This is a genomic window from Microvirga ossetica (assembly GCF_002741015.1).
Lineage (GTDB): Bacteria > Pseudomonadota > Alphaproteobacteria > Rhizobiales > Beijerinckiaceae > Microvirga > Microvirga ossetica.
On sequence record NZ_CP016617.1, the window covers coordinates 1,197,200 to 1,221,153 of the forward strand.

22 protein-coding genes and 3 pseudogenes are annotated in these 23,954 nt (G+C 61.7%); 13 read left to right on the forward strand and 12 right to left on the reverse strand.

Annotation, left to right across the window (positions count from 1 at the left end; translation table 11 throughout):
• Window positions 1-32: 32 nt before the first annotated feature.
• The 4 genes and pseudogenes from BB934_RS47725 to BB934_RS33815 all read left to right on the forward strand — a co-directional run.
• Window positions 33-176, forward strand: a pseudogene (locus tag BB934_RS47725) (IS6 family transposase); the annotation flags it as partial.
• Window positions 177-472: 296 nt separating this feature from the next.
• Window positions 473-1,189: an IS6 family transposase gene (locus BB934_RS33805; protein WP_099514159.1), complete on the forward strand. Its 717-nt coding sequence runs from the start codon at window positions 473-475 to the stop codon at window positions 1,187-1,189.
• A 297-nt stretch (window positions 1,190-1,486) separates the two neighbouring features.
• Entirely contained in the window at window positions 1,487-1,978 is a 492-nt protein-coding gene (locus tag BB934_RS33810; RefSeq protein WP_099514160.1) for an RNA polymerase sigma factor, read from the forward strand.
• Window positions 1,979-1,999: 21 nt separating this feature from the next.
• Window positions 2,000-2,755: a hypothetical protein gene (locus BB934_RS33815; protein WP_157934481.1), complete on the forward strand. Its 756-nt coding sequence runs from the start codon at window positions 2,000-2,002 to the stop codon at window positions 2,753-2,755.
• A gap of 130 nt (window positions 2,756-2,885) precedes the next feature.
• Here BB934_RS33815 and BB934_RS33820 read toward each other — a convergent pair whose 3' ends face one another.
• The 3 genes from BB934_RS33820 to BB934_RS33835 form a co-directional block, all read right to left on the reverse strand.
• The gene (locus BB934_RS33820) at window positions 2,886-3,770 is read right to left on the reverse strand and encodes a TonB-dependent receptor domain-containing protein (protein ID WP_099514162.1); all 885 of its coding nucleotides are present in this window, start codon (window positions 3,768-3,770) and stop codon (window positions 2,886-2,888) included.
• 251 nt (window positions 3,771-4,021) lie between these two features.
• Window positions 4,022-4,219, reverse strand: a complete 198-nt coding sequence (locus BB934_RS33825; RefSeq protein WP_099514328.1) for a hypothetical protein — start codon at window positions 4,217-4,219, stop codon at window positions 4,022-4,024.
• Window positions 4,220-5,115: 896 nt separating this feature from the next.
• Window positions 5,116-5,502: a hypothetical protein gene (locus BB934_RS33835; RefSeq protein WP_099514164.1), complete on the reverse strand. Its 387-nt coding sequence runs from the start codon at window positions 5,500-5,502 to the stop codon at window positions 5,116-5,118.
• Between the two features lie 619 nt (window positions 5,503-6,121).
• Here BB934_RS33835 and BB934_RS33840 point away from each other — a divergent pair.
• Window positions 6,122-6,928, forward strand: coding sequence for a hypothetical protein (locus BB934_RS33840; protein WP_157934482.1), 807 nt, complete (start codon window positions 6,122-6,124; stop codon window positions 6,926-6,928).
• A 2,210-nt stretch (window positions 6,929-9,138) separates the two neighbouring features.
• Window positions 9,139-10,356, forward strand: coding sequence for a S8 family serine peptidase (locus tag BB934_RS33850; protein WP_157934483.1), 1,218 nt, complete (start codon window positions 9,139-9,141; stop codon window positions 10,354-10,356).
• A gap of 168 nt (window positions 10,357-10,524) precedes the next feature.
• On the opposite strand, the pseudogene BB934_RS33855 reads toward BB934_RS33850, so the two are convergent.
• A pseudogene (locus tag BB934_RS33855) lies at window positions 10,525-11,233 on the reverse strand (IS6 family transposase).
• A gap of 563 nt (window positions 11,234-11,796) precedes the next feature.
• Window positions 11,797-12,042, reverse strand: coding sequence for a DUF6894 family protein (locus BB934_RS33860; protein ID WP_099514168.1), 246 nt, complete (start codon window positions 12,040-12,042; stop codon window positions 11,797-11,799).
• 195 nt (window positions 12,043-12,237) lie between these two features.
• On the opposite strand from BB934_RS33860, the gene istA reads away from it, so the two are divergent.
• From istA to BB934_RS33875, 3 genes are all read left to right on the forward strand, one after another.
• Complete coding sequence (istA, locus tag BB934_RS33865; RefSeq protein ID WP_099509451.1) at window positions 12,238-13,776, forward strand: IS21 family transposase; 1,539 nt, start codon at window positions 12,238-12,240, stop codon at window positions 13,774-13,776.
• An 18-nt stretch (window positions 13,777-13,794) separates the two neighbouring features.
• The gene (istB, locus tag BB934_RS33870; protein ID WP_099509450.1) at window positions 13,795-14,556 is read left to right on the forward strand and encodes an IS21-like element helper ATPase IstB; all 762 of its coding nucleotides are present in this window, start codon (window positions 13,795-13,797) and stop codon (window positions 14,554-14,556) included.
• 138 nt (window positions 14,557-14,694) lie between these two features.
• A complete protein-coding gene (locus tag BB934_RS33875) occupies window positions 14,695-14,955 on the forward strand; it encodes a DUF7696 family protein (RefSeq protein ID WP_099514329.1) in 261 nt (86 codons plus the stop codon).
• A 773-nt stretch (window positions 14,956-15,728) separates the two neighbouring features.
• Here the strand turns inward: BB934_RS33875 and BB934_RS33880 are convergent.
• From BB934_RS33880 to BB934_RS33890, 3 genes are all read right to left on the reverse strand, one after another.
• Window positions 15,729-16,127 (reverse strand): transposase, encoded by a 399-nt coding sequence (locus BB934_RS33880; protein WP_335645646.1) that lies wholly within the window; start codon window positions 16,125-16,127, stop codon window positions 15,729-15,731.
• A gap of 71 nt (window positions 16,128-16,198) precedes the next feature.
• A protein-coding gene (locus tag BB934_RS33885) for an IS3 family transposase (RefSeq protein WP_418294697.1) occupies window positions 16,199-17,340 on the reverse strand; the annotation gives its coding sequence in 2 pieces (ribosomal slippage) (window positions 16,199-17,082 and window positions 17,082-17,340; 1,143 coding nt in all).
• Window positions 17,341-17,536: 196 nt separating this feature from the next.
• Window positions 17,537-18,055, reverse strand: coding sequence for a helix-turn-helix domain-containing protein (locus BB934_RS33890; protein WP_237050067.1), 519 nt, complete (start codon window positions 18,053-18,055; stop codon window positions 17,537-17,539).
• A gap of 248 nt (window positions 18,056-18,303) precedes the next feature.
• Here BB934_RS33890 and BB934_RS33895 point away from each other — a divergent pair.
• Both BB934_RS33895 and BB934_RS33900 read left to right on the forward strand, forming a co-directional pair.
• A protein-coding gene (locus tag BB934_RS33895; protein ID WP_418294697.1) for an IS3 family transposase occupies window positions 18,304-19,445 on the forward strand; the annotation gives its coding sequence in 2 pieces (ribosomal slippage) (window positions 18,304-18,562 and window positions 18,562-19,445; 1,143 coding nt in all).
• 489 nt (window positions 19,446-19,934) lie between these two features.
• Window positions 19,935-20,282 (forward strand): DUF6894 family protein, encoded by a 348-nt coding sequence (locus tag BB934_RS33900; protein ID WP_099514169.1) that lies wholly within the window; start codon window positions 19,935-19,937, stop codon window positions 20,280-20,282.
• On the opposite strand, the gene BB934_RS33905 is transcribed toward BB934_RS33900, so the two are convergent.
• Window positions 20,272-21,041 (reverse strand): IS5 family transposase gene (locus BB934_RS33905; protein ID WP_099511788.1). Its coding sequence is split into 2 segments (ribosomal slippage): window positions 20,272-20,720 and window positions 20,720-21,041, totalling 771 coding nucleotides; the frame shifts between segments, so codons are not numbered across the junction. The genes BB934_RS33900 and BB934_RS33905 overlap by 11 nt on opposite strands.
• 147 nt (window positions 21,042-21,188) lie before the next feature.
• On the opposite strand from BB934_RS33905, the gene BB934_RS33910 reads away from it, so the two are divergent.
• Window positions 21,189-21,413 carry a hypothetical protein gene (locus BB934_RS33910; protein WP_099514170.1) on the forward strand — a complete coding sequence of 75 codons (225 nt, stop codon included), beginning with the start codon at window positions 21,189-21,191 and terminating at the stop codon, window positions 21,411-21,413.
• 32 nt (window positions 21,414-21,445) lie between these two features.
• Here BB934_RS33910 and BB934_RS33915 read toward each other — a convergent pair whose 3' ends face one another.
• The 3 genes from BB934_RS33915 to BB934_RS33920 all read right to left on the reverse strand — a co-directional run bounded on the left by BB934_RS33915 (window position 21,446) and on the right by BB934_RS33920 (window position 22,673).
• Window positions 21,446-21,631 (reverse strand): hypothetical protein, encoded by a 186-nt coding sequence (locus BB934_RS33915; RefSeq protein WP_099514171.1) that lies wholly within the window; start codon window positions 21,629-21,631, stop codon window positions 21,446-21,448.
• 55 nt (window positions 21,632-21,686) lie between these two features.
• Window positions 21,687-21,851 carry a hypothetical protein gene (locus BB934_RS47730; RefSeq protein ID WP_157934484.1) on the reverse strand — a complete coding sequence of 55 codons (165 nt, stop codon included), beginning with the start codon at window positions 21,849-21,851 and terminating at the stop codon, window positions 21,687-21,689.
• Window positions 21,852-22,238: 387 nt separating this feature from the next.
• Complete coding sequence (locus tag BB934_RS33920) at window positions 22,239-22,673, reverse strand: YybH family protein (RefSeq protein WP_099514172.1); 435 nt, start codon at window positions 22,671-22,673, stop codon at window positions 22,239-22,241.
• Between the two features lie 531 nt (window positions 22,674-23,204).
• Between BB934_RS33920 and BB934_RS33925 the strand changes: the two are divergent.
• Window positions 23,205-23,627 (forward strand): annotated as a pseudogene (locus tag BB934_RS33925) (transposase); the annotation flags it as partial.
• Window positions 23,628-23,954 lie beyond the last annotated feature (327 nt).

Consider the following 23,954-nt stretch of genomic DNA (forward strand, 5'->3'; position numbering starts at 1 on the left):
AGCGAGGAGCGGTTCATCAAGGATCCGCTCCCGTGTCTCTGTTCAAGCGCCGTCGCTTCCCGGTTGAGATCATCCTGCTGTGCGTGCGCTGGTACTGCAAGTATGGGATCAGCTATCGCGATCTCGCCGACATGATGCAGGAACGCGGTGTCGCCGTTGACCCTTCCACGATCTTCGACCTGTGAGAAAATCCACTGGGAGCTCGAACGTGCTACAATAGCCAGAGTCTTCGAGGGAGATCAGGTGGTGGCCCCTGTCGATCCGCAGGTCTCAAGTGAGACGGTTCAAGCATCCTGCTCAGACCTATCGCGACGGAAGCGCGTTCGGCTGGTGCACGTTGATCGCCGCCAGCTGTGCTGGACCATGCTGGATGTTGAGCGATTGTTCGACGAGGACCATCCGGTGGTTCTGTTGCAGCTTTGAGGCTTCGTCTACCCCCGCTATGAAGTGAGGGTGTAAAGAGGGGCTGGCGGTGAAGCAAGGAAGCAAGAACCCGTTCAAGGGTCGACAATTCACGGCGGAGATCATTCTGTGGGCGGTCCGCTGGTATCTGCAGTTCCCAATCAGCTATCGCGATCTCGAGCGCATGCTCGCCGATCGTGGCATCAAGGTGGATCATACGACCCTCTTTCGTTGGATCCAGGCTTATGCACCCGAGCTGGACAAGCGCATCCGTCCGCATCTCCAGATGACAAATGGATCCTGGCGCGTGGACGAGACATACATTCGGGTGAAGGGCGAGTGGGTGTATCTGTACCGTGCCGTCGATGCAGTCGGGCAGACGATCGACTTTCTGCTCTCGCCCAAGCGGGATGCAGCTGCCGGCCGACGTTTCTTCCGCAAGGCTTTGCGACAACCGCATACGGTCAATCCGAGGACCATCACGGTCGACAAGAATGCCGCCTATCCAATCGCGGCTAAAGCTATGAAGCAGAGTCAAGAACTCTGGCGCTTTGCCAAGTTCCGGCAGGTGAAATTTCTGAACAACATCGTTGAACAGGATCACCGGCGCATCAAGCGACTGGTCAGGCCCGGGCTGGGCTTCAAGAGCTTCATGACGGCCTCCCGAACAATTGCGGGCTACGAAATCATGGCGATGGTCCGCAAGGGTCAAGTGGCGAGCGTATCAGTGAACGACATGAAGGCCCAGAACGACTTCATTGCTGCTCTGTTCAGCGCTGTTGCCTGATCTGAGGCCTCATTCGGCTTCCGATCAACCTACCTCGCGGCTTGCAACAGAACCTACCAGTCTGCCCCACAAAACCTCATGCTCTCCGTCATGGCTCAGGTCGGAGGGAACCCCCGAACCTGGCGGCTGTGCAGGCCGGGATGTCCGGCGACGGCTATCCCTAGCAGAAGTGACGGGCCACCTTTGGCCCACCACATGATGCAAGTAAGTTGCGATTGCACTCGAATTTTCTCTTGAGACGGGAATAAAACGACTAGCTCCTCCGTTATGGCACCAAGGGGGCTCTTCGGAGCAGGAATGCCGACAGCCATAGGACAGGAACTGGTGGCGCTTCTGCCGCGGCTGCGGCGGTTCGCATTGGTGCTCTGCCGCTCACCATCACTTGCGGACGATCTCGTCCAAGGGGCATGCGAGCGCGCGCTGGCCAATCCGGACAGTTGGACGCCGGGGACCCGGTTCGACGCCTGGATGTTCCGAATCCTCCGGAACCATTGGATCGACCACCTCAGACGAACGAAAGCCGAAGGCATGGCGGAAGATATCACGACCCATACGCAACTGATCGGCGACCCGGGCGAAGGGCCGATCCTCAGCAGGCTGGTCCTGTCGGAGGTCCAGCGTGCCATCGACAGCCTGCCCTTGGACCAGCGGGAGGTTCTCGTTCTCGTCTGCGGCGAAGACCTCACATACCGGGAAGCGGCAGACATTCTTCACGTTCCCATCGGCACGGTGATGAGCCGTCTCGCGCGTGCCCGCAGGCGGCTCGTGGAACTGACGGCGGCTGCTTAGAGCGAGCATGGAGCAATGATCATGTCAGAGCTGCATCTCAGCGACGAGGTCCTGATGGCCTTCGCCGACGGCGAACTGGACGAACCCGTTGCCGCGGCAGTTGCAAGGGCGATGGCGGACGATCCCAGGGTCGCTAGGCGGATCGTCGACTTTCAGCAGAGCCGGCGGCTCACGCGCACCGCCTATTCCGGCGAGCTCATGCCGGAGGTGCCGCCCGCCCTGCTCGCTGCTGTATCGGCCCAGATCGAGGCCTATGAGGCGAAGGAGCATCGCACCGTCATCACGAACCTCGCGGAGGAGCGTAAGCGAAGGCTTCGGGCTGAACCGCGGCTCCTGCGCATGGCTCTGGCAGCCTCCATTGCCGTCGTCGCATGCGGCATCGGCTACTGGGCGGGTCGGCAAGGCAACGACAGAACCGACGATCTCGTAGCACGGCTGGATGATTCTGCGATCCATCGCGAACTGAGCCGAGTTGCCTCCGGCGAGGAAGTGGAGCTGCCGTTCGGCCGCCTGCGTGTGATCTCGTCCTATCGACTTGAAAATGGCTCCCTGTGCCGCGAATTCAGACTTGCCCATGCCAAGGAGATCGCCGATGCTGTCGCCTGCCTTCGGGATGGATGGAATGTGACTTTCGCTTTGGCGGGTGCTGCCACAGATGCCGGGTATGTGCCGAGCGGTGCCGGCGATCCGATGGCGGCCTATCTACAAGCGGTTGGAGCAGGAGAACCCCTTGTAGGTGATGCTGAGGCAAATGCGTTGCGCGAGGTTGCACGATAAGGTCCAAACAGGGCAGCCAATGCCCCCATCCGAAGGGCGGAGGCGTCAGCACTCCACGTCAGACGGCGATCCGCTGAACCTCGCCTGAATTCCTTAAGCCGTTGGCGGGCTCAATGGATCGGCGATCCGTTCAGAGCCGGGCCTTGATGGTCGCGGCGATCGTGCGGCCCGGGGCGGGGATGTAGAAACCGAACTCATAATCCTGGTCGAGCAGGTTCAGCGCCGTGACGCCAAACTGGAAGTGCCGATCCGGCGTCTCCCAGGTGATCGCGGCGTCGGTCGTCCAGTAGGCATCCAGCCTGTCGTTCTCATAGGAGCCCGAGCGTTTGCCGATGTAGTTCTGCGTCAGGGTAAAGCGCAGGCGGCTCGGATGGACGAACGTCACGCCGGCCCGCGCGAACCGATCCGGAATGTACGGCACCGGTTCGCCCTGTCCCCGTCCTTCGAGAATTTCCGAGGTTACTCCGCCGATCGTGCCGAAGACACCGATGCCATGCCCGAGCCAGACGTTGACGGTGGCGGCCAGCCATTCCGAACGAGCCTCGTCGATGTCCTCGATGAGGCTCAAGGTATTGATCCTCGGGGTGCTGAGGTCTTGCAGCGTCTGCCGTTGGTACTCCAGGGCCGTGAAGACGTGCGGCATCCATTCCGCGTCCCAGCGCAGAACCAGGCCCTTCGTCGGCCCGTTTGCGGGAGCGTCGGCCGGGATCAACCCGACGGTGGTTGTCGGTGCCAGCGAATAGGCCAGGAAGGACTGCGCATCCTCGATGTAGGCCGCGCGAAGCCTTGGCCCTCCACGGGCGACACGCCGACCCCGAGCCGCGGAGAGAACCAGACTTGCCTGCTTCCGATTCGGCTTCACTGCTGATGAGGCTTGATGCGCCGGGTCATAGATCGCAATCACCTGATCGATGGCCGAGACCTGCTTCTTGACCGTCTCGATCCTGAGCGTCAACTGCTCGACTACGACAATCATATCGGCGCGCTTCCGCTTCAGTTCCTCTTCAATCCTCACGTTGTCCAGCTCCAGAGATGAAGCTGGAACCTATCGGATTGGTCCGCTCAAGTCTGGTGGCGTTTGCTACCGAATGCCGGAAAAATAGCCGCCAGCGACGTACGTAGTCCCCTACCCTGCTTGAAGTCTGAATTTGGTCAGGCGCCGGCTGACTCCAGCTCGGCGCCTGACCTACCGGCGCAGCCCCTACGCCGTACCCCGCGCGCCTCACTCCTGACAGGTCCGGCGGCGGTAGCCTGACGTGGCAATCGCTAACCCACGTATTGCTCAGCGGCGGCCTCGCCCAACGAGAAGAGGAGAACGCCGATGTCCTCGCCCAGAAGCTTGATCGCATTGCGGGCGTACTCCCGGTAGCGTTCCCTGTCGAACGCGGGCTCCGCGTCCCAGGCGAAGGCACTTGGTTGGGCGTCATGGATGGCCTGCGCCACAAACTCAATGCGTCGTTTCATGTCGTCTGCTGTCGTTGTTGCCGCCATCGTGTCATGGGTTGGCTCGCATAAGGCTTGCTCCGATGAAGGAGCCGTAAGGGAGGCGGCGAAGTGGATTGATGCACGATGGAACGACGGCCCAGCATTGGGAACAGTCGCAGGCTCGGAAGTGATGATTTGTGATCCGCTATCGAGAGACATGACCCTGTCCTGGCTTCAGTGACGCTGATTGTTAGCAAACGTCGGCATCCATCGTTCTATTCCTTATATTTGCGAAAATTTTTCGGGCATGCGGCGGATGGATGGACGGTCTCGCAGTTGCTTCAGGCCGTTCACTCAGCACCTCCGTACTCCCGAATGATTATGTCGGAAGCGGTTCGGCCGTAACGCAAAAGGCCCGAGGAGATCCCCGGGCCTTTTCCTGTGTTGCTGTCCTTGGTGCTCAGTAGGTGCCGAACTTGAAGTTCAGCTTGGCGCGCGCCACGAAGAAGTCGTTGTCGTCGCTGCCAACGGCGGGAGCAAAGATATCGACCGGGGTTCCGCCTGTCGGGGTAAATCCATGTTGATTCTGAGTCCGCGACCGGCGGGCGGCGTTTGAGCGATCCGGCCTCGGTAGCAGCGGATTGACGAGACAATCCAAGCTTTCGTGTTGATGTCCGAAATGAGTGCAACCTGGCGATATTCGAAAGATGCCTGCCTGCCGTAAATCCCCTGATTGAGCGGCGGAGCCGCCTCAAAGCTGGTGACGTTCGCAATCGGATGCCGGAAATCTTATCGGTTTCGCGATGGGAGCTGACCTCGCCACGCTGATGGTCGACTTCGGGACAGTTTTTCCCGTTCAGGGCGCTTAGTTCGAAGTAATTCTGGACCATGCGAAGGGCGTTCGAGATCGAACACCTCTACGGCCAGACGGTCCCTCAAACTGACCGGAGACCAGCTTCTTCATCAGGGAAGGAACGCATACGCCCTTGGTTCCGGAGGAGCTTTCCCGAGGTCTTACCGATCCGTGTTTTCAGGATGTGTCGAATGCTCCGAAGCTCCTCCTGGAGGGACTCAAGCCGAGCCAACAATTCGGCATCAGTCATTTTGGGTAAGGCACCATCACCCTGATATGGCTGTGGTTGAAGGACCTCGTGGATCTTCTCCAGCGTCGAGGGGCCGACTTCGGGCGTTGCCAACCAGTGGCGATCGGAGATTTGCGCGACTTCCTGAACGGTGGGTCGGCGTCCCTGAAACTCCTGCAAGATCGCCCTGCGCACTCGAGGCGGAATTGCGTCCAAGGGAAAGAACTCGTCCTGCTGCATGTGACATCCTTCAACCCAAGATGTCCGGCCAACGCAAAGGAGGAATTTCGGCCCGCACATGGCGAGTTGAGGACATTTTTTGGTTGTCACCACCAAGATCCGTTCGGAAGGCCTGTTTGATACCTAAGAACTACGGATCAGTATGTCCGAGTAAGCGGACGGCATAGGGCCGATCAAGGATCGCTAGGCTAATATTGATCAAGAAACGACAACATGCCTAATGATGGGAGCCGATGTGCTAGATTTGAGGAAGATTGCTTTAAGTACAGCACGTATACTGCTCAGCTTATCGCTTGATGCAATAAGGGATTAGATCGCTTTCATTCATCTCGGATTTGTTGGAGGTTGCGTTTTCAGCGTCCCATGCTGCGCACCAACGAGCCGGCCCCTGTTCATTACTCCGCCGCGCTGCAATTTGCGAAGCCGGGCATTTGAAGCCGTCATGAGGTGATCATGGCACGTTGGTGGCGACATATCCTCGTTGCGGTAGCAAGCACCGCTGCTGCTCTTCCCCTTCGGGTTCAACTTGACCTCGGCCATAGCGCCAGCGTGCCCATCCTGGATGGGGCAGCCTTCGCCAAGGGCGGTGACCGCTCCGGGGGCGATGGGGGTGGAGGACATGGCGGCGATGGCGGTGGAGGCCGCGGTGGCGACGGGGGTGGAGGCCGCGGTGGCGATGGCAATGGCGGCGGGAAAGGCGCCGGGAGTGGCAAAGGCGGTGCCGATGGAAACCGCGGCGGAAAAGGCAGCGATGGCAGGTCGGGCGACGCTGGAGGAGCAGGCGGCGGGAACGGGAATGCCGGAGGCAGCAAGGGCGGCTCGCCTGGAGGCAACCAAGCTGGGGGCAATCCGGGCGGAGGCAATGCAGGCGCAGGCGGCCCAGGCGCGGGCAACCAAGGCGGAGAGCGCGGTAACGGTCAAGGCGGGGGCAAAGGCGACCCTGGCCACGGCGGTCAAAGCGGCGGCCCTTCCGGAGGTCCAGGCGGTGGTGCCGGAGGAGGCACCAGCCCTGGGGCGAGTGCCGGTAACAGCAGCGCCGGAGGCAACTCCCAGGGCCAGGGCAAAGGAGGCAACGCGGATGGCAACTCGTCCGCAGGCTCCGGTGACGGAAAGTCAGGCAACAACGGGAACGGCAAGGGACGAGGCGGCAAAGGGCCAGGCAAGGCTGACAACGCACGGGGCGGGAACAGGAGTGCCCGAGATAGCAAGGGAACCGGCTCGGCCGACGCGAGATCCGGCCTGGGGAACAGTAAAGGCAACGGCGCCACCAAAGGGAACTCGAAAGGCAGTCCTGGCGGCGTCGGGGATGGACACGGCACGGGTCATGGCAACACCAATGCTGACGGCAGCAGCGGCAAAGCCGGAGACAAAAGCGATGGCGCTCGCGGGAACAGCGGTACGAGGACACGTGAAGGCAGAAACGTAGCCGGCAGCACCGCCAGCGCAGGATCCAACAAGGATAACGCTGGCAGGAACAAGGCTGGGGCGCAAAGAGCCAACGGTGCCCAGAGAGTTGGTGACAAGGCGACCTCTGCGAGCAGTACGGAAAGCTCCGCCAAGACAAGTACGGCAGGCCACAGCGAACGCGGCAGCGCGAAGGCGCAGGCCAACGCCAGCAAAACCCGAACAAATCAGGGCAGGGCCGCTAAATCGGCTCAGTCAACATCAAGCCAGACCACAACTGCCTCCCCGGCGCAGGCGAACACCAGCCCAACCTCGTCGAGCCAGCGCAAGTCCGCCGCATCCGACCAGCAGACGACCGGTCGGACCAGAACTGCCTCTCAACCACCAGAGACATCAAAGGCCTCATCCCAGGCGAAGGCTGAAGCAGGTGCCCCCATTGGCTCAACACCGACGAGCAGGGACACCACCACGGTACCCGACCAACAACCAGCGGGCCCGGCCCCCACGATCGATCAAACAGCCGCTCCGATGCCGGCGACTTCACAGGCTTCAACCCAGACGCAGGCCGCACAGGCAAGTGCCCCCAACAGCGCCGCCACGATAAGCCAGAACTCAGCCCCCACATCCGAGCAGCAGGCAGTGGGAGAGCCCCCTACGCTCTCTCCGACATCGGCGAGCGCCAGCCCGACACCGACGAACCAGGCACCCGCCACCCCGGCGCAGGAAACATCTCTGCCGTCAAGCGAGACACAGACCGTACAGGCAGAGGCGCCCACCAGCGCTGCTCCAACGAGCCAGGGTACGGTCCCCAAGCCTGACCAACCGACAGGGATACAGCCCTCCGCAACCCCTCCGGCCGCGGTGAGCCCCAGTCCAACCCTGCCGAGCCGTGACATGGCTGCGACACCTGATGAGCAAACGACGAGCCCTGTCCCAGCATCCACGCCGGCCCCGACGAGCCAGGCCTCAGTTCCCGCGCCTGATCAGGCATCACCGAGTCAACCTCCGGAGGCCTCCCCTGCCCCCACGAGCGAAGTCACGACCACGGCACCCGGGCAGCCAACAGCAGGCCCGGCCCCCGCGACCGATCAAACAGCCGCCCCGACGCCTGCGGCTCCACAGTCTTCGACCCAGACGCAGGCCGCACGGGCAGATGCCCCCAACAGCTCCGCTCCGATAAGCCAGAGCTCAGCCCCTGCCTCCGAGCAGGCGGCGGTGGGTCAGGCCCCCACGGCATCTCCGACACCCGAGAGCGCCAGCCCGACGCCGACGAACCAAGCGCCAGCGTCACCCGCGGCACAGGGACCATCACAGCCGCCAAGCGAGACGCAGACCGCACAGGAAGGCACCCCGACCAGCACCACCCCAGCGAGCCAGAATACAGTCCCCGGGCCTGACCAACCGACAGGGACACAGCCCTCCGATATCTCTCCGGTCCCAGCGAACGCCAGTCCGGCCCCGCCGAGCCAGGACGTGGCTGCTGCACCTGAAGAGCAAGCAGCGAGTCCTGCTCCAGCCCCCGCGCCGGCCCCGACGAGTTCACAGGAACCAGCCGAGACGGAGGCTGTCCAAGTAGGCTCTTCCGCCAGCCCCACCCCGAGCCAAGCCCCAGTTCCCACGCCTGCTCAGGCAACACCGAGCCCAACTCCGGAGGCATCTCCGACACCCTCGAGCGAAGTCACGGCCACGGCACCCGCCCAGCCGACAGCGGACCAGCTTCAGGCCGTCTCTCAGGAAGCTTCCACATCACAGGGTTCAGGGTCAGGATCCGTGCAAGCGGACACCCCTGCCAGCCCAGCCTCAACGAGCGAGAGCCCGGCGACATCCCAGGGAACAGACAAATCAGGAGCCGTGCAAGCGGATGCTCCGGCCAGCCCGGCCTCAACGAGCGAGAGCGTAGCTGCCGCACCCGAGCAGCAAACATCAAGCCCGACCGAAGCCCCCTCACCGGCACCGGCAGCATCTGACGTTTCACCCCAGACAGAGACTGCACAAGAAGCTATCTCCACCAGCCCAACGCCGACGAGCCAGAGCACAGCCCCTGCATCCTCCGAGCCCATCGGGAGCCCGGCGCCAGCTCCCTCGCCGGCAGCGGCGAGCACCAGTCCAACGCCGACGAGCCAAGGTGTGGCCGCCGCATCGGACCAGCAGACTTCGAGCCCGGCTCAGGCAGCCTCTAAGGCAGCCGCTTCAGCGCAGGCTCCCTCACGGGCATCGACCCAGGCAGAGTCCGTGCAAACCGCCAGTGCCTCCGCGAGTGTGGCCGATGCTGTCGACCCCCGCCCCAAGCCGCGGCAATCCACCAGCTTCATCCTGGCATCAGGCCTGTCGCGGGACGACTTGACCAAGCTGACCGCTCAAGGCTTTCACGTCGAAACCCGGACGCAAGGCCGGATCACCCCACAGGTGGTCAGGCTGCGCATTCCCCAAGGCGCCTCCCTGACGCAGGCGCGGCAGAAAGTCCGTCTCGTCGATGCCCAGGCTTCAGCGGATTTCGATCACTACTACTATCTCGATGAAGGCGCAGGTACGTGCACTGGTCCTGATTGCAGGGCAACTGCTCTCGTGAACTGGTCAGCGTCCAACGCAGCTCAGTGCGGTCCGACGCCTCTCATTGGCATGATCGACACGGGCATCAACCTCGAGCACGAAGCCTTGAAGGACCAGGCGATCGAGGTATTGCCAGCTCCTGCATCCCATGCTGATGCCTCGTTGCAGGATCATGGCACCGCGATTGCGGCCCTCCTTGTCGGACGGCGGGGGAGCCAAACGCCTGGTCTCCTGCCGGACGCGAAGCTCGTCGCGGTGGATGCCTTCTACCGCGACGGCGGCACTGCTGATCGGACGGACGTGATGTCCCTTGTGGCCGGCGTTGAGGCATTGGCCGAGCGTGGTGTGCAGGTCATGAACCTGAGCCTGTCAGGTCCGCCGAATGAGGTCCTCCAGAACGCCATCGAGGCCGCCCAGGCCAAGGGCATCGTGATCGTTGCGGCCGCGGGCAACAATGGCCCCGGCGCCGAACCGTCATATCCAGCCGCCTATCCTGGAGTCATCGCGGTCACCGCAGTGGATCAGGAACTGAATGTGTACCGGCGCGCCACGCAGGGCGGATATGTTGACCTTGCTGCACCCGGGGTGAATATCTGGACAGCATCGTCGAAGGGCAGTGGCACCCTGAAGTCAGGCACATCCTATGCTGTCCCCTTCGTGTCCGCCGCAACAAGCCTGTTGCTCGCGTCCAACCCCACGTTGGACCCTAAAGTGGTTCAGTCCGGCCTGGAAGCGCGCACCCGCGACCTTGGGAAGCCCGGGTGGGATCCGACGTACGGGTTCGGCCTGATCCAGGTGGCAGGCCTGTGCCCGCAACCCACGAAGCCGGCACCGGTGACCGCATCCTATGAGCAGCCGGCTGCTTTACCTTTTGCAGCGCAGACTTCAGAGGTGCCTTGACCCAGGCGGTGGCGAGTGACGAGCCATAGTCGGTGATTGACGAGTCATAGGATCGCGCTTGGCTCTGTCTTGTGCGCTCGACCCACGCTTTGCAACTCCGGAGACGACCCGACGGGGCATCGTCAACTTAACGAGGTGAGATAGATCGGGTTGGTGAGGACCGTCAGATCAGCAGCCAGCGACAGCTTCAGTCATCTCATTCCAGGCCTGAAAGGCCTGAGCTCGGGATGTGCGATGAGCGGCAGCGGTGATGCTTGCAGGACGGCGGAAGAGGTTGGCAACCCGATCGTGAACTGAGAGGAAGCGCTGGGCCTGTCCGGCTGACTTGAACCGCTTCATGATCCGCTCGCGCCGCCGGGTGGGCTGATGACTGTTCTCGGCACGGTTGTTCAAGCCCTTGTGCTGCCGGTGTTCCACCCCGGGCATCACGACCCTCTTGGCGGCTGCGTAGCTGGCCAGTTTATCCGTGATCAACACGCGTGGGCCGATGCCGTGCTTCTTGAGCAGCTTCCGCAGCAAACGCTTGGCCGCTTTGGCATTGCACCGGCTCTGGACCAGGATGTCGAGCAATCCCATTCTGGTCGACCGCACGCCAAAGCCAGTTCTTCCGACCCGCGATGCTGATGGCAACCTCGTCGAGATGCCATTTGTCTCCGGCTGCCGGAAGACGCCTGCGGATCTGGTTGGCAAAGCCCTGGTCGAACTTGAGCGCCCACTGCCGCACGGTCTCATAGTTCACCAGGATGCCTCTGGCGGCCAGCATCTCCTCGACCATGCGCAGGCTGAGCGGAAACCGGAAGTACAGCCAAATGGCGTAGCTGATCACTTCAGCCGGAAAGCGGTGGCGGGCATAACGAGGGGCGCGGATCGGTTTCATCCCTCACAAATAGCTCGATCCTGGTCACTCTTCGGTTAAGCTGACGATGCCCCTCTAACAGGTGTGACAACGGATTTCCGCTGTATAGCGGGCCCGCGTCGCCACCAGGACCGCCGTTCGGCTCCACAGGTATGGGTTCTCCCGGATTGGGTTCTCCCACAGCAATTGCAGGCGGTTCTTTGCCGCTCGAATCGTAAGGTATATTGTAGCCGTTCATGAGACGTCCTTTCAAGTTAGGCTGCTCGCTTCCGCCGAGGATGCTCTCCGATGGCGAACGGTCACTTTGGCCCTCTTCACGACGCCTGATCAGTGAGATGCGTCACAGGCGGTCGACACGCCCTGGATAAAGGGAAAAATTACGTTCTGAGCGCAAAACGGCGATATGACCTACTCTCGCAACTCCACTTCCATCTCCAAGCTCACGATATCCGGATAAATTCGAACGACTTTTGAACTATTAGCCAGCCGCAGGCATTCACAGGTCCCGGTCCTGGTTTGCCCCGTGGATCGTACCTAAAGCGCCGCCTGAGGGAGGCGCTTTCTTTTTGGGCGAACGGAGAACCCTAGTCGTCGAACGTCCCTTCCTCCACGACCAGTGAGAGCGCCGCTCTCACCACAGTCTGCCGGGTTTCGTCCCGGACATTCACGACAAAGGTTCGATGGTTACCATCGGGAAGAGCATCTTTCACCATGTCCGGAAGCGCCTTCTGCGCCTCGCGCTTGGCTTCGTCGATATCGGGCAGATCGACGCCGGTTTCATCTGAGTGGAGATTTTCACCATCGAAGGTATCGAAGAAATAGCGGGGCATCGGCACTCCAAAATTCAGGATCTGTGGCTATCAACCTGGGAGTGCATGCGTGTTTCGCGTGATCGTGAGCAGCGATTTCGCGGCACCGTGAGCAACGATTTCAGAGGATCGTGAGCACCTTTTCGGAGGTGCCGGGAGCTTCGGCCGACAACTCAACCGGCTACGGGTGCCTCGTTCAACCCACGAGGAGGCCCGATGCCAACCCAGAGATTGTCGATGCGCCGGATCCGAGAAGTACTTCGTTTAAGACATGTCCAAGGCCTGACCGAGCGCGTCATCGCGCGCACGCTGGGGATCAGCAATGGCGTCGTTCATGGCTACCTGCGCCGCGCCCGTCTGGCAGGGCTGAGCTGGCCGCTGCCGGACGGGCTCGATGACGACGCGCTCGAACTCCTGCTGTTTCCGGCACCATCCTCGGCTCAGACCGATCGGCGCCCGGTCCCCGACTGGGTTTATGTCGAGAAGGAGCTGCGCCGGCGTGGCGTGACGCGCGTGCTGCTCTGGGAGGAATATCGCGCCGCCCATCCCGATGGCTTCGGCTACACCTGGTTCTGCACCACCTACGAGGCCTGGAAGGGGCGCGTTCGCCCAACAATGCGCCAGACCCACAGGGGCGGCGAGAAGGTGTTTGTCGATTTTGCCGGCGACACCATCGACGTCTTCGATCCGCTGACCGGCCAAGCCCATCCCATGAAGCTGTTCGTCGCCGCCATGGGCGCCTCCAACTACACCTATGCCGAGGCCTGCGCGAGCGAGAGCCTGCCGGACTGGATTGCCGTGCACGCCAACCTGTTTGCCTTCCTGGGCGGGGTTCCGAAGTTCGTGATCTGCGACAACCTCAAGGCGGCGGTGACCAATCCCGACCGCTACGATCCCGGCCTCAACCGCACCTATGCCGAGATGGCCGGCCATTACGGCACCGCCATTCTCGCGGCGCGGCCGAGACGCCCGAAGGATAAGGCCAAAGTTGAGGTCGCGGTCCAAATCGCCCAGCGCTGGATCCTGGCCCGGCTGCGCAACCATCGCTTCTTCGCGCTCGCCGAGCTCAATCGCGCCATTCGCAGCCTGGTCGTCGAACTCAACGCCCGCCAGATGCGCGGCTTCGGCTCCAGCCGGGCCGAACTCTTTGCCGAGATCGACCGGCCCCGGCTGGGAGCGCTGCCAGACGAGCCCTACGTCTTCGCCCGCTGGAAGCGCTGCCGCGTCGCGCCGGACTACCATGTCGAGGTCGACGGCCACTGGTACTCCGTGCCCTACCGCCTGATCCGGGAACTCGTCGACGTGCGCCTTGCCGGTGCGACGGTCGAGATCTTCCACAAGGGCCAGCGGGTCGCCAGCCATGCCCGGGCGCCGAACCGGCGCGGCCACACCACCGTTGCCGAGCATATGCCGAGCGCCCATCGCCGCCACGGCCAGTGGACCCCACGAGGCCTGATCGCCGCCGGTGAACGGATTGGGCCCTCCGTCGCGGCTTTCTTCGAGGCGGTGATCGCCGACCGTCCACATCCCGAGCAGGGCTTCCGCACCTGCCTCGGCATCCTGTCGCTGGCCAGGAGCTATGGCGACACCCGCGTCGAGGCCGCCTGCCGGCGCGGCCTCCTCATCAAGGCACGCTCCGTCGCCTCGATCCGGTCGATTCTCAAGAATGGCCTCGACCGCGCCGTCGTTGACGAGACGCCCGACCACGAACCCCTGCGCCACGGCAACATCCGCGGCCAGGGTTACTTCCACTGAACCCAGGAGACCCAACCGATGCTGACCCATCCCACCCATGAGCGCCTGATCGCGCTTGGCCTGACCGGCATGGCCAAAGCCTTCGAGGAGCAGCGACGATTGCCCGATCTCGACGCTCTGTCCTTTGAGGAGCGCATCGGGCTGTTGGTCGACCGCGAAGCGGCCGAGCGCGACACCAAGCGTCTCACCGCGCGGCTCAAGTTCGCGGCGCTGCGCCAGAACGCCTGCGTCGAGGACGTCGATTGGCGAACCCCGCGCGGCATCGATCGCGCGGTCTTTGCCCGGCTGGTTGTTGGCGACTGGATCGACCGGCATGAGAATGTGCTGATTACAGGGGCGGCCGGCCTCGGCAAGAGCTGGATCGCCTGCGCGCTCGGCCACAAGGCCTGCCGGGATAACCGCTCGGTGCTCTACCACCGCGTGCCGCGCCTGTTCGAGGCATTGGCGCTCGCGCGCGGCGACGGGCGCTATGGCCGCCTGCTCAAGGCCCTCGGTCGCGTACAGGTGCTGATCCTCGATGATTGGGGCTTGTCAGTGCTCACCGGGTCCGAGCGGCGCGATCTCCTGGAAATCCTCGACGATCGTCACGGCCGCTCATCGACCATCGTCACGAGCCAGGTTCCCGTGGACGCATGGCATGACCTGATTGGGGATCCCACTCTTGGAGACGCAATCTTGGATCGTCTTGTTCACAATGCCCACCGCCTTCAACTCGCCGGAGAAAGCATGAGAAAGCAGAACGCCAGAGCCCGCCCTCTTGACGGCGACCAAATCTCCTGACTCCATCACCCCATCGGTCGACGCGACCGCTCATGATCGCGTGAAATGCCTGCTCACGATCCCACGAAATGAGCGCTCACGATCCGCGAGATGCGCAGAGTGCACCCTTTGTTCAGCCTCATATGCGGTGCACAGGCCATGGACATCTCTAAAGACACCACCGCCATCTCCGAGCCCACTGGCCAGCCCGTCAGCACTTGGTCTGAGGAATGGAAGGAGGAGTGCGAAGCCCGAGCCATCCTGGCCATGTCCAAGGAGCAGCGGGACGCCTTCTTCAACGGCCGGAAGGATGCCGACGGCAAGCCGATTGACAGGGGCGTCGTCGGCGTCCGGGGCGTGAAGGCCGCCGAGGAGATCCGGGCCACTATGGAAAGGTTACTGACAGCAACGGGCCGATAATCCTAAGATACCTGACGCTTCGCAGTCTCTTTCGCGCGTGTCGATGTTCATCCCCGTTTGGGCTAATGTTCTCGGCCATCGGTATTACAGGTTCGCCAGCTTCTCGATTTGTTCGCCGTTCGATACCAACAATTGCGCGAAATTGCGGGTAGTCATCTCAACCGGCAAGAAGTCGCTTCCACCCCCGGACTTGCCGACTAGAGCAGAAACGCGGCGGATTTCCGAAGAGACGCCAATAGCCAATACCAGCCTTGGAATTCAGCGTCCAAAACCCCACGGTCAGCGGGACCTTAGGTGGGGTCTCGTTCTCGATCATCCAGAAGATCACAGGTGTGCCGTCTTGAGGCGCAGTGTCAACCGAGGCCCAGCCGCTGCTCATGGGCGTTCTCGACATGGCGGATCGACCTCACCGAGCCTTGTTAACGACAGGTAGTAGCCTTTGTTCGCGGTTCCATACTAGGGATTATGCGGCGGGCTTTACGCGCCTGCGAGGCGTTTCGATCGAACTAAGATCAACTCCCGACGGGCCTCCAGAGCCCTTTGCACATCTCGACCATGTCTTATGCCCGCTAAGTCAAGGATGTGCTTCTCCGCATAGCAATGCGCTGCCGAATGTTCTCGGGGGTGATGTACTTGACCGCATCAGTTCCATAAAATGGTAACTCTGAGAAATATCCCGAAATGAGTTCAGGAGGAAGCCGGACGCCAATTGCTAATGGCGGAGGCGGCAGCGAACAAGACCGCGCTTGCGAGAGCGACTGCTGTGATTTCCGCTAAGTAGGTCGCCAAAAGTTCTGCAACAGCTTTCTGAGCCAGAAGTGTTTGGAGGCCATGCCCGCCTTGCGACACGCTTGTTGTGGCGTCAGCGCCAGAACCCAGGCTGCGGCATCGGCGGCCAGGGCATCGATGGATGCGGCCTGCCGGTTGGCCGCAATCAGCCGCTTGAGTTCGCGCCAGAGCTGATCCATCGGGCTCAGTTCGGGTGCCTGCCGGGGCAGCCACACGAAGCGGATCCGCAACCGGTCTGCCAGCGCCTGGGTCTGCGGGGCGGTGTGGGCGCTGGCCCGGTCGCTCAGCAGCCAGAGCCAGCCGGCGCCGCGGTAGCGGCGCCGCAATGCGCGCAGGAACGCCTGGGCATCGGCCTGACCGGCGTGGGAACGGATCAGCACCACCCGGCGCGCGCTTCGCAGGTCGATCGCCCCAAACTGGATTTGCTTCGGTTTAGTGGAGAGCGGTTTGGTAGCTATCCGGCCAGCCTTTCGAACTGAGCCGGACTGACATAGTCCAGTGTCGAATGACGCCGGACGGGATTGTAGAAGCCATCGATGTAACGACCGATCGCCTTCCTGGCCTCGGCTCTCGTCTGGAAGACGGTGCGCCAGACCAGCTCGGACTTCAAGGTCTTGAAGAAAGTCTCGACCACGGCATTGTCGAAACAATTGCCTGTCCCGGACATTGAGATCCGGATGCCGTGCTTCCGCAACTCGGCCTGATACTCGATCGAACAATATTGACTGCCGCGGTCCGCGTGATGGGTCAGCCCCTCACCGGGTCTTCGGATCGCCAGAGCCTTGCGCAGCGCCTCGAGCGCCAGTTCCTTGTGCAGCCGGTCGCTCACCGCCCAGCCAACCACCCGGCGCGCGAAGAGATCCAGGACCACGGCCAGGTAGAGCCAGCCCTCGCTCGTCCACACGTACGAGATATCCGCGTTCCATTTCTGGTTCGGGCGCTCGGCCGAGAAGTCCTGCTCGAGCAGGTTGGGAGCAATAGGAAAGGCGTGGTGGCTGTCGGTGGTGCGCTTGAAGCGACGTTTCTGCCGGGCCTTGAGCCCATTCTCGCGCATCAGTCGGGCCGTCCGACGGCGCCCGATCGGCAGGCCCTGATCCTGGAGTTCGCGCGTCATCCGTGGGCTGCCATAGGTGCCATTCGATTCTCGAAAGGCGGATCGGACATGGGCGAGCAGCACCAGATCGTCGCGCTGACGCTGGCAGGCCGGACGACTTCGCCAGGCAAAGTAGCCGCTCTGGCTCACCTCAAGAACCTGGCACAGGCGCTGGATGGGGAATTCCGCTTTCGCCGCATCGATGAACGTGAACCTCATCGACTTCCCTCCTTGACGAAAAAAGCGGTGGCCTTCTTGAGGATGTCGCGCTCTTGCCGCAGCACCTCGTTCTCGCGACGGAGGCGCTTGAGCTCGTCCATGACATCCTCATTGGGCGGCGGGGCCGACGAAGGCCGCATATCCTGGTGCTCCGCCATCCAGCGCGCGAGCGTCGAACGGTTCACCCCAAGATCGTCGGCGATCGCGCGTTGCGAGCGCCCACTCGTCAAAACGAGGCGGACGGCCTCATCCTGAAACTCTCTCTTAAAACGGGTCTTCGGCATGGAGATCCTCCTGCTTCATCAGAAGCTCTCCATTTTTTCGAAGCAAGACCAAACAGCACCCGCTTCGCGTTGCGGCCGGTGATCGGCACGGTGGCCTGAGTGCCCTTGAGCGCCCAGGTCGCCCGCAGCGGCGGAAACAGCCGCAACAGCGTCCAGTCGAGGCACAGCAGCCGATCGCCTCTGTGCCAGCCCGCCTTCAGACGCCGGGTGATGCCCCTTTTTTCTGCGCCAGATGAGGCGCGCGCTCGACATAGACGTAGCGCGGGCGCTTCCAGCGATAGCCTGCCTCGTGCAGCCGGCGCCGCAGGGTCCGGGGGCTGACCGCGAGGCCCTTCGTGGCCAGGTCGTGCGCCAGCAGCGGCACCGTCCAGCTCGTGGCCTGATAGCCGCAGCGGCGCGGGTCGCGCGCCAGGGCCGCCGCCAGCCGCCGCGGCGTGAGGGTGTGGTGAAGGCGCGGACGCCCGCTGCGCGGCCGGTCGATCAGTGCCGTGGCCTCATGCTCGGCCCTGTACTGGGCCAGCCAGCGGTGCACGCTGGAGCGGTTGACGCGGCAGCGGCGGGCCGCCTCCGCCATAGAATGCCCCTCGGCCACCAGCAGCAGCGCTTCGAGGCGGCGATACACACGGGCCTCACGGGCGCCAGCAAGCGCGGCGGCCAGCCGCTTGCGATCCGCCTCGTCGAGCCACGTCTCGGGAGAGTGATCATGTCGTTGCATGCTCCCCAGAAAACACCCGCAGCTCTCGCGTTGCAAGACTTATGGCGGCCTACTTAGGATCTGGGCAAATGGCTCAACCTCACTCATGTCGTGAGAGATGGCTTCGTTTATCTCGTACACGCAGCCTAACGCTACGCCCAGAAGCGCCCCGATGAATGCCAGCAGTTCGGTGTCCCACTTCTTGCTGGCCGTGGATCTGGTCTTGCTTCGAAAAAATGGAGAGCTTCTGATGAAGCAGGAGGATCTCCATGCCGAAGACCCGTTTTAAGAGAGAGTTTCAGGATGAGGCCGTCCGCCTCGTTTTGACGAGTGGGCGCTCGCAACGCGCGATCGCCGACGATCTTGGGGTGAACCGTTCGACGCTCGCGCGCTGGATGGCGGAGCACCAGGATATGCGGCCTTCGTCGGCCCCGCCGCCCAATGAGGATGTCATGGACGAGCTCAAGCGCCTCCGTCGCGAGAACGAGGTGCTGCGGCAAGAGCGCGACATCCTCAAGAAGGCCACCGCTTTTTTCGTCAAGGAGGGAAGTCGATGAGGTTCACGTTCATCGATGCGGCGAAAGCGGAATTCCCCATCCAGCGCCTGTGCCAGGTTCTTGAGGTGAGCCAGAGCGGCTACTTTGCCTGGCGAAGTCGTCCGGCCTGCCAGCGTCAGCGCGACGATCTGGTGCTGCTCGCCCATGTCCGATCCGCCTTTCGAGAATCGAATGGCACCTATGGCAGCCCACGGATGACGCGCGAACTCCAGGATCAGGGCCTGCCGATCGGGCGCCGTCGGACGGCCCGACTGATGCGCGAGAATGGGCTCAAGGCCCGGCAGAAACGTCGCTTCAAGCGCACCACCGACAGCCACCACGCCTTTCCTATTGCTCCCAACCTGCTCGAGCAGGACTTCTCGGCCGAGCGCCCGAACCAGAAATGGAACGCGGATATCTCGTACGTGTGGACGAGCGAGGGCTGGCTCTACCTGGCCGTGGTCCTGGATCTCTTCGCGCGCCGGGTGGTTGGCTGGGCGGTGAGCGACCGGCTGCACAAGGAACTGGCGCTCGAGGCGCTGCGCAAGGCTCTGGCGATCCGAAGACCCGGTGAGGGGCTGACCCATCACGCGGACCGCGGCAGTCAATATTGTTCGATCGAGTATCAGGCCGAGTTGCGGAAGCACGGCATCCGGATCTCAATGTCCGGGACAGGCAATTGTTTCGACAATGCCGTGGTCGAGACTTTCTTCAAGACCTTGAAGTCCGAGCTGGTCTGGCGCACCGTCTTCCAGACGAGAGCCGAGGCCAGGAAGGCGATCGGTCGTTACATCGATGGCTTCTACAATCCCGTCCGGCGTCATTCGACACTGGACTATGTCAGTCCGGCTCAGTTCGAAAGGCTGGCCGGATAGCTACCAAACCGCTCTCCACTAAACCGAAGCAAATCCAATCTGTTTGAGTGACTGTCGAGAGCGAGAGACAAAGCAGACCCCTCCGGTGAGACACACTAGGCAGCCTCAACCACCGGCGACTTAGCATTGTTCCCGCAATGATCTTAAGAGGTATGCCTTCCAGGACGGGTCGGTGCAGGACCATATGGTACTTGATCGGCAAGCAGGGAAAAACTCATGCATCCTCGCCTCCCGCCATCGCAATGACCTGCTGTGGCACGAAGCTCGAGGGCTTCTAGTCCACCCAAGCGAGCCAGCCCCAAGACCGGGCCGCAGTCGCCAGTTCCTTCCTAATTTGGCATCACAGCAAATAGATAAATGCATCCGATACCCCGTAAGGGGTAGAACCCAATCGAACCTTGCCCTTAATTCGCCGCGAACCCGGCTAGCCTTCACGTCGGTGTGAAGAGGTGCGGCCTCTCCATTGTCCTGTTCTGATGGAGGGCAACTATGCGGTACTATTTTCATCTCGTCGGGCCTAACGACGACGTATTCCCCGACGAGATTGGAATCGAAGCCTCCTGCTTCGAGGCGGCTAAGGCGGAAGCGCTTGTGGCGATCCACGAAATTCGGGCTGATCATGAGGACGTTGATGTGACTTGGCGCGGCTGGCATTTGGAAATCGCCGATGCCTCGCAAGAAGTGATCTTCACCATTGCACTTGAGCTAAGACGACACCTCCAACATGTGCGGGAGAAGCTGCCTGCAGGCGGAGGACACATCGTGCATGCGTTATTCCTTGCGCTCGGACTTGGCCTCGACCAACTCGTTCCAATACTACGGCCTGTTAGCGCTTGAGCCAGTCGATTGCTGCGGCGAGGCAGAGCACGCCCATGAAGGATCGTGCGGTCTTCTCGTAGCGGGTTGCAACGGCTCGCCACTCTTTGAGCCTGGCCCAGAGCCGCTCGACGACATTGCGGTTGTTATAGATCCAGTCCGGACAGGCCACCGGCGCCTCATTGGACTTAGCCGGGATCGCCGGCTTCGCACCGATGCTCCAGATGTGCTCGCGGAAGCTGTGGCTTGAATAACCGCGATCGGCCACCACCCAGCTGGGCACACTCGGCAAACTGTGAAGCAGCGGAATGGCGTCAGGCAGCTCGTGCGCCTGACCGGGTGCAATGCGAAACGCGATGGCGCGTCCGAGCCCGTCGGCGATCACGCAAGCCTTGGTGCCATAGCCGCCACGAGACCGACCAAGCGCTTCACGATGGTCTCGTTGAGCTTGAGAGCCCCTTTTCGACGAGCCCCGGCGGCCTTCTGATGCGCGCGCACGCTGGTGCCGTCGAGGAAGGTCATCCCGAGCTGGATGCCGCACTTCTGTACCAGGTTGAGCAGGCGCTCCCAGACACCCAGACGGGCCCAGCGGATGAAGGTCTGAGCGGCGCGCCACCACGGCCCCAATTCAGCCGGCACGGCGCGCCACTTGGCGCCGTTCTCATGGCGCCAGAGAATGGCCTCGAACGTCCGACGCAGATCCTGTGGCGGTGTCTTGCCCTTGGGACGGCATTGCTCCACCAGTGGCTCCAGCATGGCCCATTGTGCTTCCGTTAGCATGGCTCCTCCTCAGACAGGACGAGCAAAACGCCTCCAGGTGCAAAGGGTTCAAGTCATAACAGGCCGTAGCCTAAGTCCATTATCCCCTTTCAAATTCACGGGGAAGCCGATTGCATCATCCCGGTGCTCGCGACAGGGAGATCCTCAATGGCCACACCACATTTCACGGATGAGGAGATCACGGCCCGAGCTCGGCAGCTTGCCAATGAGCAAGGGCCGGGCTGGGAGGCCATCGCAACAGAAGAGCGGGTCGGGAAGGACACGGCCGAGTTCAGGCACTGGCGAGCGCTGGCCCTAAAGGAACTAGAGGCTGAGCAGCCGACAGTCCTTGAAGTGGAAGCCAGCACGCCCAAAACAGTGGGGCTAGCTTAGAGATGCGCAAGAGTCCCACCATATTGGGGAGATCAGCGTTTGCTGCTACACTTCTCTAAGGCGAGCAGCAGAACACCAATATCGTTACCGAGAAGCTTGATCGCATTGCGCGCGTACTCACGGAAGCGCTCCTTGCGGCCTGCAGTCTCGTTATCCCACGTGCTTCCTTGCTCGACTTGATGAAGCGTCTGAGCAACCAGCTCGATCTTATAATCCATCTGTGTTCCACCGACGGCCACGACCCGGTCCGCATGTGAGAGGGCTCGAGAGCTCTCAATTCGGCGCAATGCTGGCGAGCAGAAGACTCGCTCCAATGAACGAGCCGAGCGAGGTGACGAAGAGTACCGAGGCGCGCTGGAACGAGGGGCGGGTGTTGGCAAACTCCTTTGGATCTGAAACGGCGTCTTGACAAGGTTCAGAAGTTTGTGCGGGTTCCATGAGCCTATCCAGCCTATCAAGAAATGTCAGACGGCAGGAAAACGTTAGCCGTTCGAACTTATTCCATCACGGAATTTATCAGAATGTTTCAAGAGAGTTGGCTCACAGTCATCGTCGATTGCGGATTCAACATGCGCGTACCCTTAGACCTAGAGCATCGGACTGGAAATCAGACTCCTGGGGGCTTGGGCTTGTGTGATCTGTGACTCAATCCCTGAAACGGGAGGTGGATCATAGGTCACTGCTATTCCCTCGATCTTCGGGTGCGGGTCGCAGCCTTCCTTGAGGCGGGTCATCCCTCGGCGACATATGCGATCTGTTCGAGACGCCTGAACGCCGGAACTACCTCAGGGCGGCTGGATATGTGTCGGTGAAATCGTCCGATGCTCAAGAGGAGGGTTTTCGCGTCCATGTATGCAGCACGAGGTGCCACCCGCTTCCATCCTTCATGAAAACATTGGTGAATTGTCCAGTAATCGGTTTGCCACCCGACTCAGCCTGCCAAGTGCCATAGGCATAGCCCATACTGCCGTCCATTTCCGCGCCCTCCACGGCAAGCTTGTGCGCTTTCACGCCGCTCTTGAGGATGTTGCCATAGAGGGTTTGGACACCTTCATGACCAGTAACCTGCTGCCCTCCAGCAGACATGATGACGGCATCCTTTGTGTAGAACGTCGCGAGCTTTGAAAGATCACCAGCGTTGAAAGCAGCGTCCCAACTTGCCGCAGCGGTAGCCACTTGGCTCTTGAAATCCTGGCCGTGAGCCGCGCCAGCTACAAGCATCCCGACAGTTACGAAAAGATACCTCACGCAATGCGCCATGACATCCTCCCTTTCTTGGGAGGTCCGAGTTTAGCAAAATTTAGCGGCCTGTGACAGGCGCTAGATGAGTGCTGGAACTATCTCAAGGCCGCCAGTAAGGTCGCCAGTTATGCGTCCGTTTAACCGTCCGATGCTTTAGCCGCTATGGTTGATGGGGGAGCAAGACAAATAGCTCTCCTAGAAATGGGGCCAACTATGTTTGAGGCAGCAGCAGTCGCGGTGATTTTCGGTGTCGGTTATGGTGTATGGCGTCTCGACGGTATCTACCGCGCGATCAGAGGCATTCGGTTCATGATGAATTTGGACCGTGGCCTTGGGGAAGGGAAGCTATAGGCTTAACGTTGAAATCAGGACGGAGCCCCTCGCGTGTGCAATCTATACAGCGTCCACACCACCCAGGCGATGATCCGGCGGGCCTTCGATATCGCCCGCGACAACGCCGGCAACATGCCGCCCCTTCCTGGGGTCTTCCCTGACCAGATGGCGCCGGTGGTTCGGGTGCACGATGGCGAGCGCGAGCTGCTACAGATGCGTGCTGAACGGATCGGAGACGAACAGCTTCAGCGCGTTCCATCCGCCAGGACTATCGCCCGACTGATGAGCACGGGACGAGACATGCTCTCTAAGACGGAGACCGTGACCATCGCCGCCATCGAAAGCGGCGTGCCAGCTCTCGCCAGTGCCCGCGACACGATTGCGGACTTCCAGACCCTGATCCGGAGTGGCCGCGAGGCTGACCTGACGTCATGGAATGCCCGAGCGCGCCAAAGCCTCGTGACCTCGTTTGCCAATGGCATCGCCAAGGATGAGGCGGCCGTTCGTGCGGCAATCACGCTACCGTGGTCGAACGGTCAGACCGAAGGCCAGATCACGAAACTCAAGCTTGTGAAGCGTCAGATGTACGGCAGAGGCCATCTCGATCTCCTGCAAGCCAGATTGATCGGAGCGGAATGACAGTCACGACGACTGGTGCACCAAAACTGCGTCAGAGCCAAACTTCAGAGCTGATTGACATACTAGGCGGCGCTCGACGCATTTGCTCGCGCGGTTCCGGGTCGATGAAACGGGCACTCTTTCCGAGTCGGCTGAACTTACTTGGCGCTTGGGTGAAGCGCTGCTCTAGGCAGACCAAGTCAGGGCCCACTATGGGCTACCTCCCACTACGGAGCAGCAAGGCCTCGACATTGAAGGCATCGCGCGTTGTCGGACGATGATCTCGCGCTCGGCCTGCAGGCCCCGATCCTGGGGGAATCAGAGGCCCCTAAAGACGCCGTTATCCTG

Bases quoted from the DNA above. Each gene is read 5' to 3' on its own strand.
- BB934_RS33810 (WP_099514160.1), top strand. From the start codon at position 1,487: ATGCCGACAGCCATAGGACAGGAACTGGTGGCGCTTCTGCCGCGGCTG.
- BB934_RS33815 (WP_157934481.1), top strand. From the start codon at position 2,000: ATGTCAGAGCTGCATCTCAGCGACGAGGTCCTGATGGCCTTCGCCGAC.
- BB934_RS33825 (WP_099514328.1), bottom strand. From the start codon at position 4,219: ATGAAACGACGCATTGAGTTTGTGGCGCAGGCCATCCATGACGCCCAA.
- BB934_RS33835 (WP_099514164.1), bottom strand. From the start codon at position 5,502: ATGCAGCAGGACGAGTTCTTTCCCTTGGACGCAATTCCGCCTCGAGTG.
- BB934_RS33840 (WP_157934482.1), top strand. From the start codon at position 6,122: ATGGCGGCGATGGCGGTGGAGGCCGCGGTGGCGACGGGGGTGGAGGCC.
- BB934_RS33860 (WP_099514168.1), bottom strand. From the start codon at position 12,042: ATGCCCCGCTATTTCTTCGATACCTTCGATGGTGAAAATCTCCACTCA.
- istA (WP_099509451.1), top strand. From the start codon at position 12,238: ATGCCAACCCAGAGATTGTCGATGCGCCGGATCCGAGAAGTACTTCGT.
- istB (WP_099509450.1), top strand. From the start codon at position 13,795: ATGCTGACCCATCCCACCCATGAGCGCCTGATCGCGCTTGGCCTGACC.
- BB934_RS33875 (WP_099514329.1), top strand. From the start codon at position 14,695: ATGGACATCTCTAAAGACACCACCGCCATCTCCGAGCCCACTGGCCAG.
- BB934_RS33890 (WP_237050067.1), bottom strand. From the start codon at position 18,055: ATGCAACGACATGATCACTCTCCCGAGACGTGGCTCGACGAGGCGGAT.
- BB934_RS33900 (WP_099514169.1), top strand. From the start codon at position 19,935: ATGCGGTACTATTTTCATCTCGTCGGGCCTAACGACGACGTATTCCCC.
- BB934_RS33910 (WP_099514170.1), top strand. From the start codon at position 21,189: ATGGCCACACCACATTTCACGGATGAGGAGATCACGGCCCGAGCTCGG.
- BB934_RS33915 (WP_099514171.1), bottom strand. From the start codon at position 21,631: ATGGATTATAAGATCGAGCTGGTTGCTCAGACGCTTCATCAAGTCGAG.
- BB934_RS47730 (WP_157934484.1), bottom strand. From the start codon at position 21,851: ATGGAACCCGCACAAACTTCTGAACCTTGTCAAGACGCCGTTTCAGAT.
- BB934_RS33920 (WP_099514172.1), bottom strand. From the start codon at position 22,673: ATGGCGCATTGCGTGAGGTATCTTTTCGTAACTGTCGGGATGCTTGTA.